Below are 15,388 nucleotides of genomic sequence, written 5' to 3'. Positions count from 1 at the left end.
GGCCGGTCGGCGCACTCCCCGGGTGTGGGCGAGGCGGACGAGCTCCGCCCCTGGACTCCCGAGATGCGGCCGAAACAGGACAGCCCGCCCGGAGGACCTGTGCCCCGCCACTCCCACAGCCGCTTACTCGTCGCCGTCGTCGGCGTCGTCCTGCTGGCGGTGGCCCACTGCTTCCCGCCGCTCGGCGACACCGCGCACCGGCACATCGCCGGAGCAGCCCCGACGGGCCCGGCGGCCATGACGACCGGCCTCGATCACGCCGAGGACCAGGCCCCCGGCCACCCCCACCACGAACACAGGGCCGGGTGCGCGTCGCCCCGTCTCGGTTCCGAACTCGGCCTCGCGGCCCGGCACGTGGCCGACTCCGCCGCACCGGTCGTGTCCCGCGTCGAGACTCCGGCACCGTACGCCGTCCTCCGGCTCCCCGCCCCGGCCGGGGCGTGCGGAGACATAGCCGGTTCCGGCCGTTCGACGCGGACCAAGGTCTGTCGGTGGCGCATCTAGGCCGTCCGCCCGCAGCCGTGTGCCTTCCGGCTGCCTACGGACGACCCTCTGACGCGCATCACCGAAACGAGAACCGACCATGCATTCCTCGACCACCGACATCACCCCTCTCACCGGCACCGTCCGATCCGCCGGCACCGTCCGCTCCGCCCTGTCCGGGCTGGTGGGCAACACCCCTCTGCTCCGGGTCCCGGAGCCGCTCGCCCCGACGGGCCACGGTTTCTGGGCCAAACTGGAAGGCTTCAACCCCGGCGGCATCAAGGACCGCCCCGCCCTGCACATGGTCGAACGGGCCCGTGTCCGCGGCGAGCTGCGCCCCGGCGCCCGCATCATCGAGTCCACCAGCGGCACGCTCGGCCTCGGTCTCGCCCTCGCCGGCATGGTGTACGGCCACCCCGTCACCCTGGTCACCGATCCCGGACTGGAACCGTCCATGACGCGGCTGCTGTCCGCGTACGGGGCCCAGGTCGACGTGGTCGCCGAACCGCACCCGAGCGGCGGCTGGCAGCAGGCCCGCCGCGACCGGGTCGCACGGCTCCTCGCGCGGCACCCCGGTTCCTGGTGTCCGGACCAGTACAACAACCCGGACAACACCGCCGCGTACACGCCGCTCGCCCTCGAACTCGCCACCGAGCTGGGGCACATCGACGTCCTGGTGTGCAGCGTGGGCACCGGCGGGCACTCGGCCGGCGTCTCCCGTCTCCTGCGCCGGCTGTACCCCGGCCTGACCCTGGTCGGAGTCGACACCATCGGCTCGACGATCTTCGGCCAGCCCGCCCGCACCCGCCTCATGCGAGGCCTCGGATCGAGCATCCACCCCCGCAACGTCGCATACGACCAGTTCGACGAGGTGCACTGGGTGGCCCCGGGCGAGGCGGTGTGGACCTGCCGCCGGCTCGCCTCCTCCCACTACGCCACCGGCGGCTGGAGCGTCGGCGCCGTCGCCCTGGTCGCGGGCTGGCTCGCCCGCACGCTCCCCGGGGAGGCCAGGATCGCGGCCGTCTTCCCCGACGGACCGCAGCGCTACCTCGGCACGGTGTACGACGACGACTACTGCGCCGCCCACGGCCTCCTCGCCGGTCCTCCCGCACCCGAACCGGACGTGATCGGACGGCTGGGCGAGAAGGAGGTCACCCGCTGGACGCGGTGCGCCTCCGTGGTCGACCCGCTCACGCTCACCGGGAAGGAACCGGCGGCCGGCGTCCGTCCCGCGGGCACGGTCGAGGGCGCCGGACCCGCTGGACCCTCCGAGGGCACCGACCCCGCCGACGCGTCCGACGCCGCTGGATCCGCCGACGCGTCCGAGGAGCGGGTCCGATGAGGGGGACCCTCGCCCGGTTCCGCTCGTACGAGAGCGGCGTGCGGCTGTTGATGGTGAATCAGTTCACCATCAACCTCGGCTTCTACATGCTGATGCCCTATCTCGCGTCCCACCTCGCCGGGTCCCTCGGACTCGCGGGCTGGCTGGTCGGACTCATCCTCGGCGTCCGCAACTTCAGCCAGCAGGGCATGTTCCTCGTCGGCGGCACGCTCGCGGACCGGCTCGGCTACAAGCCCATGATCATCACCGGACTCGTGCTGCGCACCGCGGGCTTCGCGACCCTGGGCCTGGTGGACTCCGTGCCCGCGCTGATCGCCGCCTCCGCGGCGACGGGGCTGGCCGGAGCCCTGTTCAACCCGGCCACCCGCGCGTATCTCGCCCTCGACGCGGGGGAGCGCCGGGTGGAGGCGTTCGCCCTGTTCAACGTCTTCTACCAGGCGGGGGTACTGCTCGGCCCCCTGGTGGGCATGGTGCTGACCGGCGTCGGCTTCCGGGTCACCTGCCTCGCCGCGGCGGTCACCTTCGCCGTGCTGGGCGCGGTGCAGATCCGCGCCCTGCCGGCCCGCCGGGCGGCGGAGGCCGGGGGGACGGCCGGACGGAGCGTCCTCGCCGAGTGGCGGGGCATGCTCGCGAACCGCCCGTTCCTGCTGTTCTCCGTGGCCATGACCGGCTCGTACGTGATGTCGTTCCAGGTCTACCTGGCACTTCCGCTGGAGGTGCGGCGGCTCGGCGGGGAGGGCGCCTTCGGCACGGCGGCCGTGGCCGCCCTGTTCGCCGTCTCGGGACTCGGCACGATCCTGTACCAGACCAGGGTGACCGCCTGGTGCAGGGCCCGCATGGAACCGGGCCGCGCCCTCGTCCGGGGCCTGCTCACGATGGCTGCGGCGTTCCTGCCGCTCCTCGCCGCCACGACCGTTCCCGTACCGGCCGGAGGGATCGGCCTGTGGCTCCTGGCCGCGGTGCCCCCGACCCTGTCCGCGCTGCTCCTCGCCGTCGGCACGATGATCGCCTACCCCTTCGAGATGGACACCGTCGTGCGGCTCTCGGGCGACCACCTCGTCGCCACGCACTACGGCCTCTACAACACCGTCTGCGGGGTCGGCATCACCGTCGGCAACCTCCTGACCGGAGCGGCGCTCGACGCCGCCCGCGAGGCGGGGGTGCCGGCCCTGCCCTGGGCCGCGCTCACCGCGCTCGGCCTCGTGTGCGCCGCCGCACTGCGCCGACTGCACAGGGCGGGCCGCCTCGCCGCGCCACCGGCCGGGGCCGGTGCGCGGCCACTGACCGCCTGACCCGCACCGCCGGTCGAAGGGTGTGTCCCGGCCGGGGATCCCCGGCCGGGACACACCCGCCCTGCGGCGGTTCGTCGGCTCCGGGCCCCGGCTACTTCTTCAGGTAGCCGAGGACGGTCATCATCCCGGACTCGGCGTGGTACACGTTGTGGCAGTGGACCATCCACAGCCCGGGGTTGTCGGCGTCGAAGTCGACGTCGAGCCGTTTGCCCGGCAGCACGATCGAGGTGTCCTTGCGGGCGCCGCCGTCGGCGAGCGCGAAGGTGTGGCCGTGCAGGTGCATGGGGTGCCACATCGTCGTGCCGTTCACGAACGACAGCCGGACGCGTTCGCCGGAGCGGACCGGATGGCGCCGCGCGGGGTCGTACTTCCTGCCGTTGATGGCCCAGTCGTACTTCGCCATCGAGCCGGTGAGCCTGAACTCGATCGTGCGGTCGGGGCGCTCGGCGTCCAGCCGTACGGAGTCGTCCGCCTTCAGCTGACCGCCGTGGAGGACCCGGCGCTTCAGTTCCGCGGGGCGTACGGAGGCGGTGGGCGCGGCGCCGCCGCCGGTGCGCAGGACGGCGAGGGCGGTGCGGTTCTTGCCCTCGGCGAGTGCCGTGAGCGGGAAGGCGCCGTTCCCGGCGGTGACGAGGGCGTCGATCCGCTCGCCCATGCCGAGCAGCAGTGCGTCGGTCCGCGTGTGGCGGACGGGGAAGCCGTCGGCGTGGGTGACGGTGAACCGGTGTCCGCCGAGCGCGATCCGGAACGCGGTGTCGCCGCCGGCGTTGATGATGCGGAGCCTGATCCGGTCGCCCGGCTTCGCGGTGAAGGTCGAAGGGGCTTCCGGGGTACGGCCGTTGATCAGGTAGTGCGGATAGCCGACGTCCCCGGCGTCACCGCCCAGCAGATCGCTGCTCGCGCCCATCAGCATCCGGGAGGGGCCGGAGGGGGCCGGGGACGGTGTGGTCTTCGTCTTCCTCGTCGTCATCGAGGTGTGCGACATGTGTGACATGTCGTGGCCCTCCACGCCTCCCGAACCACCGTGGTCCATGCCTCCCGAACCGCCGTGGTCCATGTCGCCCATGCCCTTGGCGAGTTCGGCGAGCACGGCGTCGGGGGTGGAGCCGTCGACGCCGTCGACCCAGTCGTCGAGGACGATCACCCACTCCTTGTCGTACGCCAGCGGCTCCTTGGGGTCCTCGACGACGAGCGGGGCGTACAGGCCGCGGTCCTGCTGGACGCCGGAGTGGGGGTGGAGCCAGTAGGTGCCGGGGTGGGGGACGGCGAAGCGGTAGTCGAAGGAGGAGCCGGCCGCGATGCCGCGCTGGGTGAGGCCCGGCACCCCGTCCATGTCGTTGCGCAGGGCGAGCCCGTGCCAGTGGACGCTCGTGGCCTCGGGCAGGTTGTTGGCGAGGGTGAGCGCGAGGGTGTCGCCCGCGGTGACCCGGATCTCCTTGCCGGGGAGGTCGTCCCCGTACGCCCAGGAGCGGACCGTGCGTCCGCCGCCGAGGTCCAGCCGGGTCTCGGCGGCGGTGAGCCTCACCTTCCGGTCGGGGCCGGGCGTGCGACGGGCCTCGGCCGCCGCGACCTCCTTGCCGTCAGGGGCGAGGTAGTCGGCGGTCGGTGACGCGCCGTTCGCGCCGGAGGAGTGGTCCATGCCGCTCATCGAATCCGAGCAGGCGGTCAGCAGGCCGGTACCGGCGGCGGCGAATCCGGCGCCGAGGACGGTACGACGGGTGAGTCCGGTCATGTCTGTGAAACCCCTTGAGGAGTCGTTGCGTGAAGAACATCAGGAAGACGGTGTTCCGCTCATGGCGAGGAGCGGCCGGGCTTCCTATATGCGCAGCAGCGACAGTCGGCTCAGGAGGGATCCGGGCGGGGCGGGCGGCGGGATCGCGAGGAGTGCGTTCCCGAACCGCCGCGTCACCGCCGTTCCGACGGCGCGGGCGGGCCGGCCGAGAACGGCGCGTGCGACCAGCAGGGCACCGATGCCCGCACCGAGGACGGCGAGGCACACCGCGGTGGTGACCCCGGCCCCGTGTGCGGGCGCGGGATCCGTGGTGCGGAGGGGCTCGGCGACGACCGGGCGGTGCGCCGGCCCGGCGGAGACGTGGGACGCGGTCGTGATGTGACCGTCGGAGAGTTTCGTGACCGCGTGTTCGCCGGGATGGCCGAGCGCGTGCATCAACACGATGCCGAAGAGCAGCGCGACGGCGAGCACGCACCGGCCCAGCCATGTCGCGGGCCTTCGGCGCGCTGTCACGTCGGTCTCCGTTCCCCGTCCGGCTCTGCGGCTGCCGGACCCGTCCCCATGGTACGGGGAGGGGGTATTCCGGTGATCGGGGGGTCCGCGCGGGGCGGGTGTGATCGAGAGGGGTCGGCCGGAACGTTGTCCTGGGCAAAGGTGAGCGTTGCCCTGGGTGAAGGTGAAGCGTCTGAAAGGCCGTCGGCGCGCGGGTCCGGAGTGTTGGCGGGCCGCGACCTGGGGCAATATTCATGCGGTGTGCGGTATTTAGCGCCTTTGGTCGAATAATGCCCTCTATGAGTTGTTGGTCCCAGGGGGGCGTCGTAGTGTCGGTAGTGCCGCTGCAGAAGCAAGGAGCGGTGCGACAAGTCCTCCGAAGGAGGCGAAGATGAAGGTTCGTAGCATCTTCGACCACAGGGACAGGGACCACGGTCATGACCGTGACCATGGACGCGGACGAGGTCGTGATCACGGACATCGTGACCACGGCGGCCACGACAGGCATCGCGGACGCGACTGGGGTTACTGACCCTCATCCCTGACTCCATCCCCGATTCGAGGCGGCTCGTGCTCCGGCGCGGGTCGGCCTCTCGTTTTTTATGGGTCCGCGTCTATGGAGCCGGTCCATAGCCCCGGTGTTCGTGAGACGTGACGCTCATGCTGCTGCGTGGTTCCGCGGGCCGTTCGGTGCCCGACGACGGGCCTCCCCCCGACGACGGCCTCCGCGCGGGCGGGGGCGGCCTCGGGGACGCGGTGTCGGACGTGCCGGTCCGTACCGATCCGATCGGTGTCTGGAGGGCGTTCCGGCGATTCTGGCCGCTGACGCGGAGGGATCGCTGGTGGCTGGTGCTGGTCTTCGTGTGCGCGGTGCTGTCCGCCGTCGCGGAGACGGTGACGGTGCTGCTGTTCGCGGAACTGACCGATACGGCGCTGGGACAGGGATCGGTCAGCGCGTTCTGGCGCCCCGCGGGGCTGTGGCTGGCGGTGGCGGTCGCGGGAGCCGTGACGGGGTATCTGGGCAATTCGCTGGCGGCGTGGACCGCGGAGCGCTTCGTACTCCGGCTGAGGGCACGGGTCTTCGGCCATCTGCAGACGCTGCCGCCCCACTTCTACCAGGCGAACCGGCGCGGTGACCTGGTCGAACGGCTGACGGGCGATGTCGAGGCGATCGAGGCGCTGGTGGTGACCGGGATCGTGGGGGCGGCCTCGGCCCTCTTCAGTACCGTCTTCTACGCGGCGGCCGCGTTGTGGCTGCGCTGGGACCTGGCCCTGGCCACCTTCCTCATGGTCCCGCTGTTCTGGTTCACCACCCGCCGGTTCGCCGGGCCGCTGCGCGCGGTGTCGCGGCGCGGACGCGCGGCGGACGGGGCGATCACCGCGGTGGTCGAGGAGACCCTGGTCAACGTCGTCATGACACAGGCGTACAACCGGCAGCGCGCCGAGGAGGACCGGCTGCTCGGCAGGGCGCTCATCCGGCTGCGGACGTCCGTGCGGGCGGTGCGGCTGACCGAGTTCTACGAACAACTCGTCGAGGTCCTGGAGACGTTGTGCGTCCTGACCATCATCGGCCTGGGCGCGTGGGAGATCTCCGAGGGGCGGATGACCCTGGGACAACTGCTGGCGTTCGCCGCGTTCATCGGCTACCTCTACCCGCCCATCCGCTCCCTGGGGCAGCTCGGTCTGACCGCCACCGCCGCGACCGCCGGGGCCGAACGTCTCCTGGAGATCCTCGACACCCGGCCCACCGTCACCGACCCCGTCGCCGGCCCCGACCGCCCCCTGCCCGCCGTGCCCCCGGGCCGGGCGCGGGGCGAGGTGGAGGTGTCCCGGGTCCGGTTCCGCTACCCCGGGGGCAGCGAACCCGTGCTGCGGGACCTCTCGTTCACCGCGAGCCCCGGCGAACTCGTCGTCATCACCGGCCCCAGCGGCGCGGGCAAATCGACCCTCGCCGCGCTCCTCCTGCGCTTCTACGACCCCGACGCCGGCACCATCCGCCTCGACGGCGTCCCCGTCGACCTCATGCCCCTGACCCGGCTGCGCGCCAATGTCACCCTGCTGCCCCAGGAAACCCTGGTCCTGCACGACACCATCGAGAGGAACATCGCCTGCGGGCGCGACCGCGCGCCCCACCACGACGACGTCGTCGCGGCCGCGCGAGCCGCCGACGCCGACCGGTTCATCCGCGCCCTGCCCGACGGCTACGACACCGTCATCTCGCCCGGCACCTCCCGCCTCTCCGGCGGCCAGCTCCAGCGCATCGCCATCGCCCGCGCCATGCTCCGCGACGCCCCCGTCCTCCTCCTCGACGAACCCACCACCGGCCTCGACACCCTCGCCGCGCGACGCATCATCACCCCCCTCAAACGCCTCGCCCACGGCCGCACCACCCTCGTCATCACCCACGACCTCGCCCTCGCCCCCGACGCCGACCGCATCCTCGTCCTCGACGAGGGGCGCCTGGTCGAATCGGGCACCCACCCCCAGCTCCTCGGCCACGACGGGCTCTACACCACGCTCTTCCGGCACCACGCACACCCGCACGAGGAGAAACCCCGATCGACGGGTGCATGACAGTCGCTACCATCCTGTGTGACCGAAACAGCCCCGAAGGACGAGGAAGCGGCCGACGAGCCCGCCCGCCGCCGCATACTCGCCGACCTCACGCCCCTGCGCACCTCTCCCGACTACCGGCGGCTCTGGTTCGGCAACACGGTCTCCTGGATCGGGCAGGGGATGACGGCGCTCGCCGTGTCGCTCCAGGTCTACGACATCACCGGGTCCGCCTTCTCGGTCGGACTCATCGGCTTCTGCTCGTTCCTGCCGCTGGTGGTCTTCGGACTGTACGGAGGCGCCGTCGCCGACACCCTCGACCGGCGCAAGCTGGGGCTGGCCGGCGCGGCGGGGTCGTTCGTGCTCTCCCTCGTGCTGGTCGGCGCCGCCGTCGCGGGGGTGGAGCAGGTGGGGCTGCTGTACGCGGTCGTCGCGCTCCAGGCGGCCTGCTTCGCGATCAACTCACCGGCCCGCAGCTCGATGATCGCCCGGCTGCTGCCGGCCGAGCAGCTGCCCGCCGCCAACGCCCTCAGCTCCATCACCAGCACCACCGGCACCCTGGTCGGGCCGATGCTCGGCGGGCTCCTCGTCGGCTGGTGGGGCTACCGGGCCGCGTACACCGTCGACGCCGTCACCTTCACCGCCTCGCTGTACGCGATGTGGCGGCTGCCCTCGATGCTGCCGGACCGCTCGGTCACGCGGAACGGGGAGGAGGGACCGGGCAGGGCCTCCGTCGCGGACGGGCTGCGGTTCCTGGGGGCCAGGCCCAATCTGCGGATGACGTTCCTCACCGACCTGTGCGCCATGGTGCTGGCCCATCCCCGGGCGCTGTTCCCCGTCGTCGCCGTGGCCTGGTACGGCGGCGACGCGCGGACCACCGGCCTGCTGGTCGCGGCCCCGGCGCTGGGGGCCCTGCTCGGCGGGGTGTTCTCGGGGTGGCTGGGACACATCCGCCGCCACGGCCTCGCCGTGCTCCTCGCCGTCGGCTCCTGGGGCACGGCGATCGCGCTGTTCGGGCTGACCCGTCAGCTCTGGCTCGGGCTGCTCTTCCTGGCGCTCGCCGGATGCGCGGACACCACCTCGATGGTCTTCCGGAACACCATGCTCCAGGCGGCGGTGCCGGACGAGATGCGCGGACGGCTCCAGGGCGTGTTCATCGTCGTCGTCGCGGGCGGTCCCCGGCTCGGCGACTTCCTGGCCGGTTCGGTCTCCGACCTGGCCTCGCCCGGAGTGGCCGTGACCGGGGGCGGGATCGCCTGTGTCCTCGCCGTGTCGCTGCTGGGGCTGCGGTGGCGCGGATTCGCCCGGTACGACGCGAAGGACCCCCGGCCGTGACACCGGGCGCCGGTGCGGCGGGCCGGGACGCGGGCCGCGGGCACGGCCCCGGCACGTCGGCGGAGACCGTCGGACGCGGCCCGCGCATGGGCGGGCCCGGCGCGCGGATGGGCGGGCACGGCCCCGGCCGTCGGCAGGGACCGTCGGACGCGGCCCTCGCACGGGCGGGCCCGGCCCGCGCATGAACGGGCACGGCCCCCGCCGGCCACCGGTCAGGGACGCAGCGACCGCTTCATGATCTTGCCCAGGTCATTGCGGGGCAGCGCCTCCAGATAGCGGACCGTGCGCGGGCGCTTGTGCGGGGCCAGCTGCGCGGCGACATGGTCCGCGAGCTCGCCCTGCGCCGGGGGAGCGGCGGGATCGGCCGGCACCACCCACGCGACGATCCGCTCGCCCAGATCCGGGTCCGGCTCCCCGGTGACGGCGGCCTCGCGGACGCCGGGGTGGTCCAGGAGCGCGTTCTCGATCTCGCCCGCGCCGATCTTGTAGCCGCCGCTCTTGATCAGGTCGGTGGCCTTGCGGCCGACGATCCGCACATAGCCGTCGGCGTCCCGGGTGGCCATGTCACCGGTGCGGAACCAGCCGTCGGCGGTGAGCGCGGCGGCCGTGGCGTCGGGGCGGTTGAGGTAGCCGGTGAAGAGGTTCGGGCCGCGCACCTGGATCTCGCCGATGGTCTCCGGGCCGCTGCCGGTGAGGACGGCGCCGTCCTCGTCGACCAGGCGCAGCCCGACACCGGCCAGGGGCGCGCCGACCGTGCCGGGGCGCGGCTCGCCGTCGGCCCGGACCCCGGTGTTCATCAGGGTCTCCGTCATGCCGTAGCGCTCGATCACCCGGCGGCCGGTCGCCGCCGCGATCCGCTCGTGGTCGTGCACCGGCAGCGCCGCCGAACCGGACACCAGCAGCCGGGCCCCGGCCAGTGCCTTCGCCAGCCCGGCCGCCTCCGGGCCGGAGCCCTCCAGGGCCTCGGCCAGCCGGTGGTACATCGTCGGCACGCCGAACAGCATCGTGCCGCCGGACGACAGTTCCCGGGCCACCCCGTCGGTGGAGAACCTCCCCAGGTGCCGCACCGATCCGCCCCGGCGCAGCGGCCCGAGCACGCCCAGGATCAGCCCGTGGACATGGAACAGCGGCAGGGCGTGGACGAGCACGTCGTCGCCGGTCCACTGCCAGGCGTCCGCCAGCGCGTCCAGCGAGGCGGCGATCGCCCGCCGGGGCAGGACCGCGCCCTTGGGCGGGCCCGTGGTGCCGGAGGTGTAGACGATCAGCGCGGGGGACTCGGGGGACGGTTCCGGCAACGGGGTCGCGGCGCCGCCCTGGCCGCCGGGTGCCGCGCCGTCGTCGCCGTACGGCTCGATGCCGACGTCGATACGGACCGGCGCGTCCAGGACGGGCGGCAGCGTGTCGTCCGCCCCGGCCAGTACCGCGCCGGGCTCGCTGTCGGCCACGATGTGCCCGAGTTCGCGCGTCCCGGTCCTCGGGTTGAGCGGCACGGCGGGCACCCCGGCCCGCAGCGCCGCCACGACGGCGACCACGGTCCGTGGCGTGGGGGTGGCCCAGACGGCGACCCGCCCGGCTCCGGCGAGCCGCGCGGCGAGCCGGGCGGAGGCGGCGTCCAGCCGTTCGTACGTCAGCGAATGTGCGCCGAACCGGACGGCCTCCCGTGCGGAGGCGTCGGCGGGCAGCGGCAGAAGAGGCGTCATCCGGCCGACCCTAACGACCTGGAGGGCGGCACGGGGCGGGCTAGTGCCGCTCCCGGCAATGTTTGCCCCGTCGCGTCGTCCGGCACTTCCCCGACCTCTCAGCTTCGTTCGAGCAGGGGAGACCCCATTCGGGGGCTTCCGGCCGCCTTGCGATCGCACGCACCGGACGACGCTCCTTCCGGGCAGACCTCGCCGGTCACGGCACTAGCTGTCGCCCCCCAGGCCCGTAGGCGCTGTCGCCGCCCCGGGGCGCGGGGCGGGAACGGCAGGTCGGCGCCGTGTGCGGCGATCCGCGGGGTGAAGTACCCGGAAAGGGCGACCCCGCCCATCCCCATGCCGAACACCCCGAGCGCGAGCCCCCGCTCGGCGGCCGGGAACCACGAGTTGACCAGCGGGATGCCGATCGCGAACGTCGTGCCGCCCAGGCCCAGCAGAAACCCCACGACGAGCATCGCGCCGTACGAGTCCTTCGCCGGGATCAGCAGCAGGACGGGGACCACCGTGAGCGCCGAGACCAGCGGGAACATCAGCCGTGCCCCGTACCTGTCGGTGAGCGCACCCACCCCTGTCGGTGAGCGCACCCACCGGGATCCGGCCCAGCGAACCGACCAGCACCGGCACGGCGACCAGCAACGACTGCTCGAACGAGGTCGGCCCCAGCCGCTCCTTGAAGTCCCCGGACAGCGGGGAGAACAGATTCCAGGCCCAGAAGGTCAGCCCGAAGCCGACGGTGGCCATCGGCAGGTTGCGGTAGGTGGCGCCGGACGCCGCGCCGGTCGGCGTGGGGGCCCGTTCGACAGCGGTGTCCACCACCCCAGTCAAGAGCGCGGCATCCCGGCGGGCCCGCCGGGATGCGCCATGCGGGGCACTCCGCCCCCCGACGGTGCCCCGCGAAGGCACCGCGTAACGGCACTCCCCGACGACGCTCCGGAACGGCGACCGGGAGCGCCGGGCGATCGGAGCGGCCCGCGGAAGCCCTGAGCCATCCGAAATCATCTGCAAGGGCTCAAACGGGCCGAATCCTGGGACAATCGCGGTATGGACCGTCTGGACAGGGAAATCCTCGGCATCCTCCAGGAGGACGCCCGGATCTCGTACCGCGATCTGGGCGTACGGGTCGGGCTCAGCGCCAACGCCGCCGCGGACCGGGTGCGCAGGCTGCGCCGCGACGGCGTGATCCGCGGATTCACCGTGATCATCGATCCGGCCGCCGACACCCGCACGGGCCTGGTCGTGTTCATCGACGTGACGCTGCGCATCGACACGACGAACGAGACGTTCGAACGGGCCGTGCTCGCCCTTCCCGGCATCACCGAGGTCGTGCACGTGACCGGCGGCCACGACTACCTCGTCCGGGCCACCGTCGCCGACACCGCCGCCCTGGACGGTCTGCTGCGCAGGCTCAAGCGGGAGGCCGGCGTCGCGCACTCCAACACCCGGGTCGCGCTCAGGGCGGCGCCCGCCCGCTGAGGTCGCCGTCCGGGTCCCGTCCGCCGGCCGGTGCGGCTGCCCGGGCCGGCGCCCGCCCGGTGACGGTCCGCTCGGAGCGGTTACCGCCCGGTGACGGTTCCCCTCAGAGCGGTGCCTGCCAGGTGACGGTCGACGAGCGCGAGCCGTCCTCCTCGCGGCCGTCGTCGGCCACCACCAGCCGCACCGCAGGCCGCCCGTCCGCTCCCACGACCGTCGCGTCCACCTCGACCTCGATCGTCGACACCCCCGTACGCCGGTGCGCGGCGGCGAGCGCGCTCCGCAGCGCGGCGAGCAGCTCGCGTTCCGCCGGCTCCCGCACGAGCGCGTCGACGGCACCGTCGAAGTGCACCGACGGCTGGAAGCCGAGGACGGCGGCGGCGCCCCCGGTCTCCCGCAGCACCCGGCCGCGGAAGGTGGTGGGGGCCACCGCCGGTGGCTGCTGGAGTGCGAAGATCGCCGTCCGCACCTCCTGGATGGTGGAGTCCAGCTCGTCCACGGCCCGGTCGAGCAGTTCGTCCGTCTCCGGCGCGGGAGCCCTGCGGCGGGTCGACTCCAGCATCATCTCGGTCGCGAACAGCCGCTGGACGACGAGGTCGTGCAGATCGCGGGCGATCCGGTCCCGGTCCTCGTACACCGCGAGCTGTTCCCGGTTGTGCTGCGCGTCCGCCAGGACCAGGGCGAGCGCGGCCTGCGAGGCGAACTGCGTGGCAAGCTGGCGGTCCAGGGGCGTGTACGGGGGGCCGCCGCGCCGCCGGGGCAGGGCGAGGGTGCCGATCAGCCGCCCGCCGCTCTGCAACGGCAGCATCATGCTGGGCCCGAACCGCGACCGCACATGCGTCGTCATCCGCGGGTCGGTCGCCGAGTCGTCGATGAACACCGGCTCGCCGCCCAGCAGTTGGACCAGTACGGGGGAGCCGGGCTCGATGGTCGCGCCGACGATCCCGGCCGGGTCGTCGCGCGTGGACGCGGTGACGATCTCCATGCCGCCCTCGTCGGTCGGCTGGAGGATCACCCCGGCGTTGGCGTCGGCGAGCGTCCGGGCCGCCTCGGCGACGGTCATCAGCGCGTCGGACGCGTTGCCTCCGGTCAGCAGGGTGGTGGTGACGGCGGCCGCCCCCTCGATCCAGCGTTCCCGCTGCCGGGCCTCCTCGTACAGCCGCGCGTTGCCGATCGCGGTCCCGGCGCGCGAGGCCAGCACCCGCAGCAGCGCCATGTCCGTGTCGGTGAAGCGGCCGGCGCGCTTCTCGGCGAGGTAGAGATTGCCGAAGACCCGGTCCTGGACGCGCAGCGGCGCCCCGAGGAAGGTGCGCATCACCGGATGGCCGGGCGGTACGCCGCCGGAGCGCGAGTCGGCGGGCAGGTCGTCGGAGCGCAGCGGACGCGGGTCGGCGACGAGGGCGCCGAGCATCCCCGAGTGACCGTCCGGGAAGGCGCCGATGCGGCGGCGCCCGGCGTCGTCGATGCCCGAGGTGAACAGCTCGCTGATGTTGCCGGATCCGGGGTCGAGCACACCGAGCGCGCCGTACCGGGCGCCCGTCAGGGCGGTCGCCGTGTCCACGATCTGCTGGAGGGTGGCGCGCAGTTCGAGGTCGTCGCCGACGCTCAGCACCGCTTCCAGGAGCGTCGGCAAAGGGGACGGCGCACCGTCCGACGGGCCGTCCGCCGCCCCCGGCCCCGGGCCGGGCGAGGCCGCGTCCGGCCCCTCGCCCGGCGCTCCCGCGTCCGGACCGGTCGCGGACGGGCCCGTCGGGTCCACGGCTCCCGGGCCGGTCGCGTACTCCGGTTTCGCTGATTTCTCGGTCATGCGTGCACCCCCCTGCGGTGATCAGCAGGCGATCGGGTCGAGAACCAACGGTTCGATCTTCCCGTCCAGCATCGCACCCAGCCCCAGGACGGAGCACACGTCGGGCCGCTCCGCGATGTGCACGGGCACGCCCGTCGCCTGCCGCAGCATCTGGTCGAGACCGGGCAGCAGCGCGCTGCCGCCGACCATCATGATCCCGCACTCGGTGAGGTCGGCCACCAGATCGGGCGGGCACTCGCGCAGCACCTTGCCGAGACCGTCGATCACGGAGGTCAGCGGGGCGTGGATCGCCTGCCGGATCGAGGCCGTGTCCACCCGTACCGTACGGGCCAGCCCGGTCGCCACGTCCCGGCCGTGGATCTCGGTCACCGAGGAGCCCCGCGCGGCCAGTCCGGTGCCGCTGAGCGCCAGTTGGAGCGGTCGTACGGACTGGCTCGGCAGCATCAGCTCGTGGTGCTGCCGCAGGTGCTGGATCACCGCGTGATCGATGGCGTCGCCGCCGATCGGTACGCGTACGGCGGTCACGATCGACCCGAGCGAGAGCACCGCGATCTGGGTGGTCGCCGCCCCGCACACCATGATCATGGTGGCGGTCGGCTGCTCGACGGGGAGCCCGCAGCCGACGGCCGCCGCGATCAGGGTGTCGACCAGCTCCACCCGCCGCGCGCCCAGCCCGACCAGGGTCTCCACGGCGGCCCGCTGGGCGAGCGGATCGCTGTCGTGCGGGGTGCAGGCGGCGGCCCGCAGCCGGGGCTTGCGGCGCAACTGGCGGCGGAGCTTCTCGCCGAGCAGCTGACGGAGCATCCGCTGGGCCATCTCGATGTCGATGACGGTGCCGCCGGTGACCGGACGGGCCACCCGGATGTAGTCGGGGGTGCGGCCCGTCATCTGCTCGGCGAGCTCGCCGACCGCGATGAGCGAGCCGGTACGGGTGTTCACGGCGGCGGCACTCGGTTCGTCGACGACGAGCCCCAGCCCCTTGACGTACACGCGGGTCCGTGCGGCTCCGAGGTCGACGGCGACATGGCAACGGCGCAACTGCTCAAGACTGACGGTCACGGCGGCTTCTCCCGGGAGCACGGTGTGGGGGTGCCGGCGGCGGCCGGCCCTCCTCGCATCGTGCGCCGTTCGGAGTCATGCCGCGCGCCGGGTGGGCCGTAGGGGGTACGGGGCCGGTGGAGTGAC

Annotated in this window: 11 protein-coding genes and 1 pseudogene; 5 read left to right on the top strand and 7 right to left on the bottom strand. The window is 73.3% G+C overall.

Features of this window, described 5'->3' with window-relative positions:
* Positions 1–123: 123 nt before the first annotated feature.
* Positions 124–354 (bottom strand): hypothetical protein, encoded by a 231-nt coding sequence (locus tag AB0E67_RS09100; RefSeq protein ID WP_362022953.1) that lies wholly within the window; start codon positions 352–354, stop codon positions 124–126.
* Positions 355–583: 229 nt separating this feature from the next.
* Between AB0E67_RS09100 and AB0E67_RS09095 the strand changes: the two genes are divergently transcribed.
* Both AB0E67_RS09095 and AB0E67_RS09090 read left to right on the top strand, forming a co-directional pair.
* Positions 584–1,825 carry a PLP-dependent cysteine synthase family protein gene (locus tag AB0E67_RS09095; RefSeq protein ID WP_362022951.1) on the top strand — a complete coding sequence of 414 codons (1,242 nt, stop codon included), beginning with the start codon at positions 584–586 and terminating at the stop codon, positions 1,823–1,825.
* Entirely contained in the window at positions 1,822–3,117 is a 1,296-nt protein-coding gene (locus AB0E67_RS09090; RefSeq protein WP_362022948.1) for an MFS transporter, read from the top strand. Before AB0E67_RS09095 ends, AB0E67_RS09090 begins: the two co-directional genes overlap by 4 nt.
* A 91-nt stretch (positions 3,118–3,208) precedes the next feature.
* On the opposite strand, the gene AB0E67_RS09085 is transcribed toward AB0E67_RS09090, so the two are convergent.
* Positions 3,209–4,849 carry a multicopper oxidase family protein gene (locus AB0E67_RS09085; RefSeq protein ID WP_362022945.1) on the bottom strand — a complete coding sequence of 547 codons (1,641 nt, stop codon included), beginning with the start codon at positions 4,847–4,849 and terminating at the stop codon, positions 3,209–3,211.
* Between the two features lie 84 nt (positions 4,850–4,933).
* Positions 4,934–5,362, bottom strand: coding sequence for a DUF6153 family protein (locus AB0E67_RS09080; RefSeq protein ID WP_362022944.1), 429 nt, complete (start codon positions 5,360–5,362; stop codon positions 4,934–4,936).
* Between the two features lie 639 nt (positions 5,363–6,001).
* Here AB0E67_RS09080 and AB0E67_RS09075 point away from each other — a divergent pair.
* The gene (locus AB0E67_RS09075; protein ID WP_362023593.1) at positions 6,002–7,915 is read left to right on the top strand and encodes an ABC transporter ATP-binding protein; all 1,914 of its coding nucleotides are present in this window, start codon (positions 6,002–6,004) and stop codon (positions 7,913–7,915) included.
* Between the two features lie 18 nt (positions 7,916–7,933).
* Positions 7,934–9,229 (top strand): MFS transporter, encoded by a 1,296-nt coding sequence (locus AB0E67_RS09070; RefSeq protein WP_362022942.1) that lies wholly within the window; start codon positions 7,934–7,936, stop codon positions 9,227–9,229.
* 212 nt (positions 9,230–9,441) lie between these two features.
* Here AB0E67_RS09070 and AB0E67_RS09065 read toward each other — a convergent pair whose 3' ends face one another.
* A complete protein-coding gene (locus tag AB0E67_RS09065; protein WP_362022939.1) occupies positions 9,442–10,929 on the bottom strand; it encodes an AMP-binding protein in 1,488 nt (495 codons plus the stop codon).
* Positions 10,930–11,189: 260 nt separating this feature from the next.
* Positions 11,190–11,739: pseudogene (locus AB0E67_RS09060) on the bottom strand (MFS transporter); the annotation flags it as partial.
* Positions 11,740–11,967: 228 nt separating this feature from the next.
* Here AB0E67_RS09060 and AB0E67_RS09055 point away from each other — a divergent pair.
* Positions 11,968–12,399, top strand: coding sequence for an Lrp/AsnC family transcriptional regulator (locus tag AB0E67_RS09055; RefSeq protein ID WP_073787381.1), 432 nt, complete (start codon positions 11,968–11,970; stop codon positions 12,397–12,399).
* 103 nt (positions 12,400–12,502) lie between these two features.
* Here AB0E67_RS09055 and AB0E67_RS09050 read toward each other — a convergent pair whose 3' ends face one another.
* Positions 12,503–14,203 carry a GAF domain-containing protein gene (locus AB0E67_RS09050; RefSeq protein WP_362022936.1) on the bottom strand — a complete coding sequence of 567 codons (1,701 nt, stop codon included), beginning with the start codon at positions 14,201–14,203 and terminating at the stop codon, positions 12,503–12,505.
* 21 nt (positions 14,204–14,224) lie between these two features.
* Entirely contained in the window at positions 14,225–15,262 is a 1,038-nt protein-coding gene (locus AB0E67_RS09045) for a rod shape-determining protein (RefSeq protein ID WP_362022933.1), read from the bottom strand.
* Between the last annotated feature and the right edge of the window lie 126 nt (positions 15,263–15,388).

Source organism: Streptomyces sp. NPDC032161, assembly GCF_040636995.1.
GTDB lineage: Bacteria > Actinomycetota > Actinomycetes > Streptomycetales > Streptomycetaceae > Streptomyces.
Note: the sequence above shows the minus strand (reverse complement) of the source record. Positions and strands in the feature narration are given on the sequence as shown.

Excerpts from the sequence above, each read along its gene's own strand:
- AB0E67_RS09095 (WP_362022951.1), top strand. The coding sequence starts at position 584 with ATGCATTCCTCGACCACCGACATCACCCCTCTCACCGGCACCGTCCGA.
- AB0E67_RS09065 (WP_362022939.1), bottom strand. The coding sequence starts at position 10,929 with ATGACGCCTCTTCTGCCGCTGCCCGCCGACGCCTCCGCACGGGAGGCC.
- AB0E67_RS09075 (WP_362023593.1), top strand. The coding sequence starts at position 6,002 with ATGCTGCTGCGTGGTTCCGCGGGCCGTTCGGTGCCCGACGACGGGCCT.
- AB0E67_RS09090 (WP_362022948.1), top strand. The coding sequence starts at position 1,822 with ATGAGGGGGACCCTCGCCCGGTTCCGCTCGTACGAGAGCGGCGTGCGG.
- AB0E67_RS09085 (WP_362022945.1), bottom strand. The coding sequence starts at position 4,849 with ATGACCGGACTCACCCGTCGTACCGTCCTCGGCGCCGGATTCGCCGCC.
- AB0E67_RS09055 (WP_073787381.1), top strand. The coding sequence starts at position 11,968 with ATGGACCGTCTGGACAGGGAAATCCTCGGCATCCTCCAGGAGGACGCC.
- AB0E67_RS09050 (WP_362022936.1), bottom strand. The coding sequence starts at position 14,203 with ATGACCGAGAAATCAGCGAAACCGGAGTACGCGACCGGCCCGGGAGCC.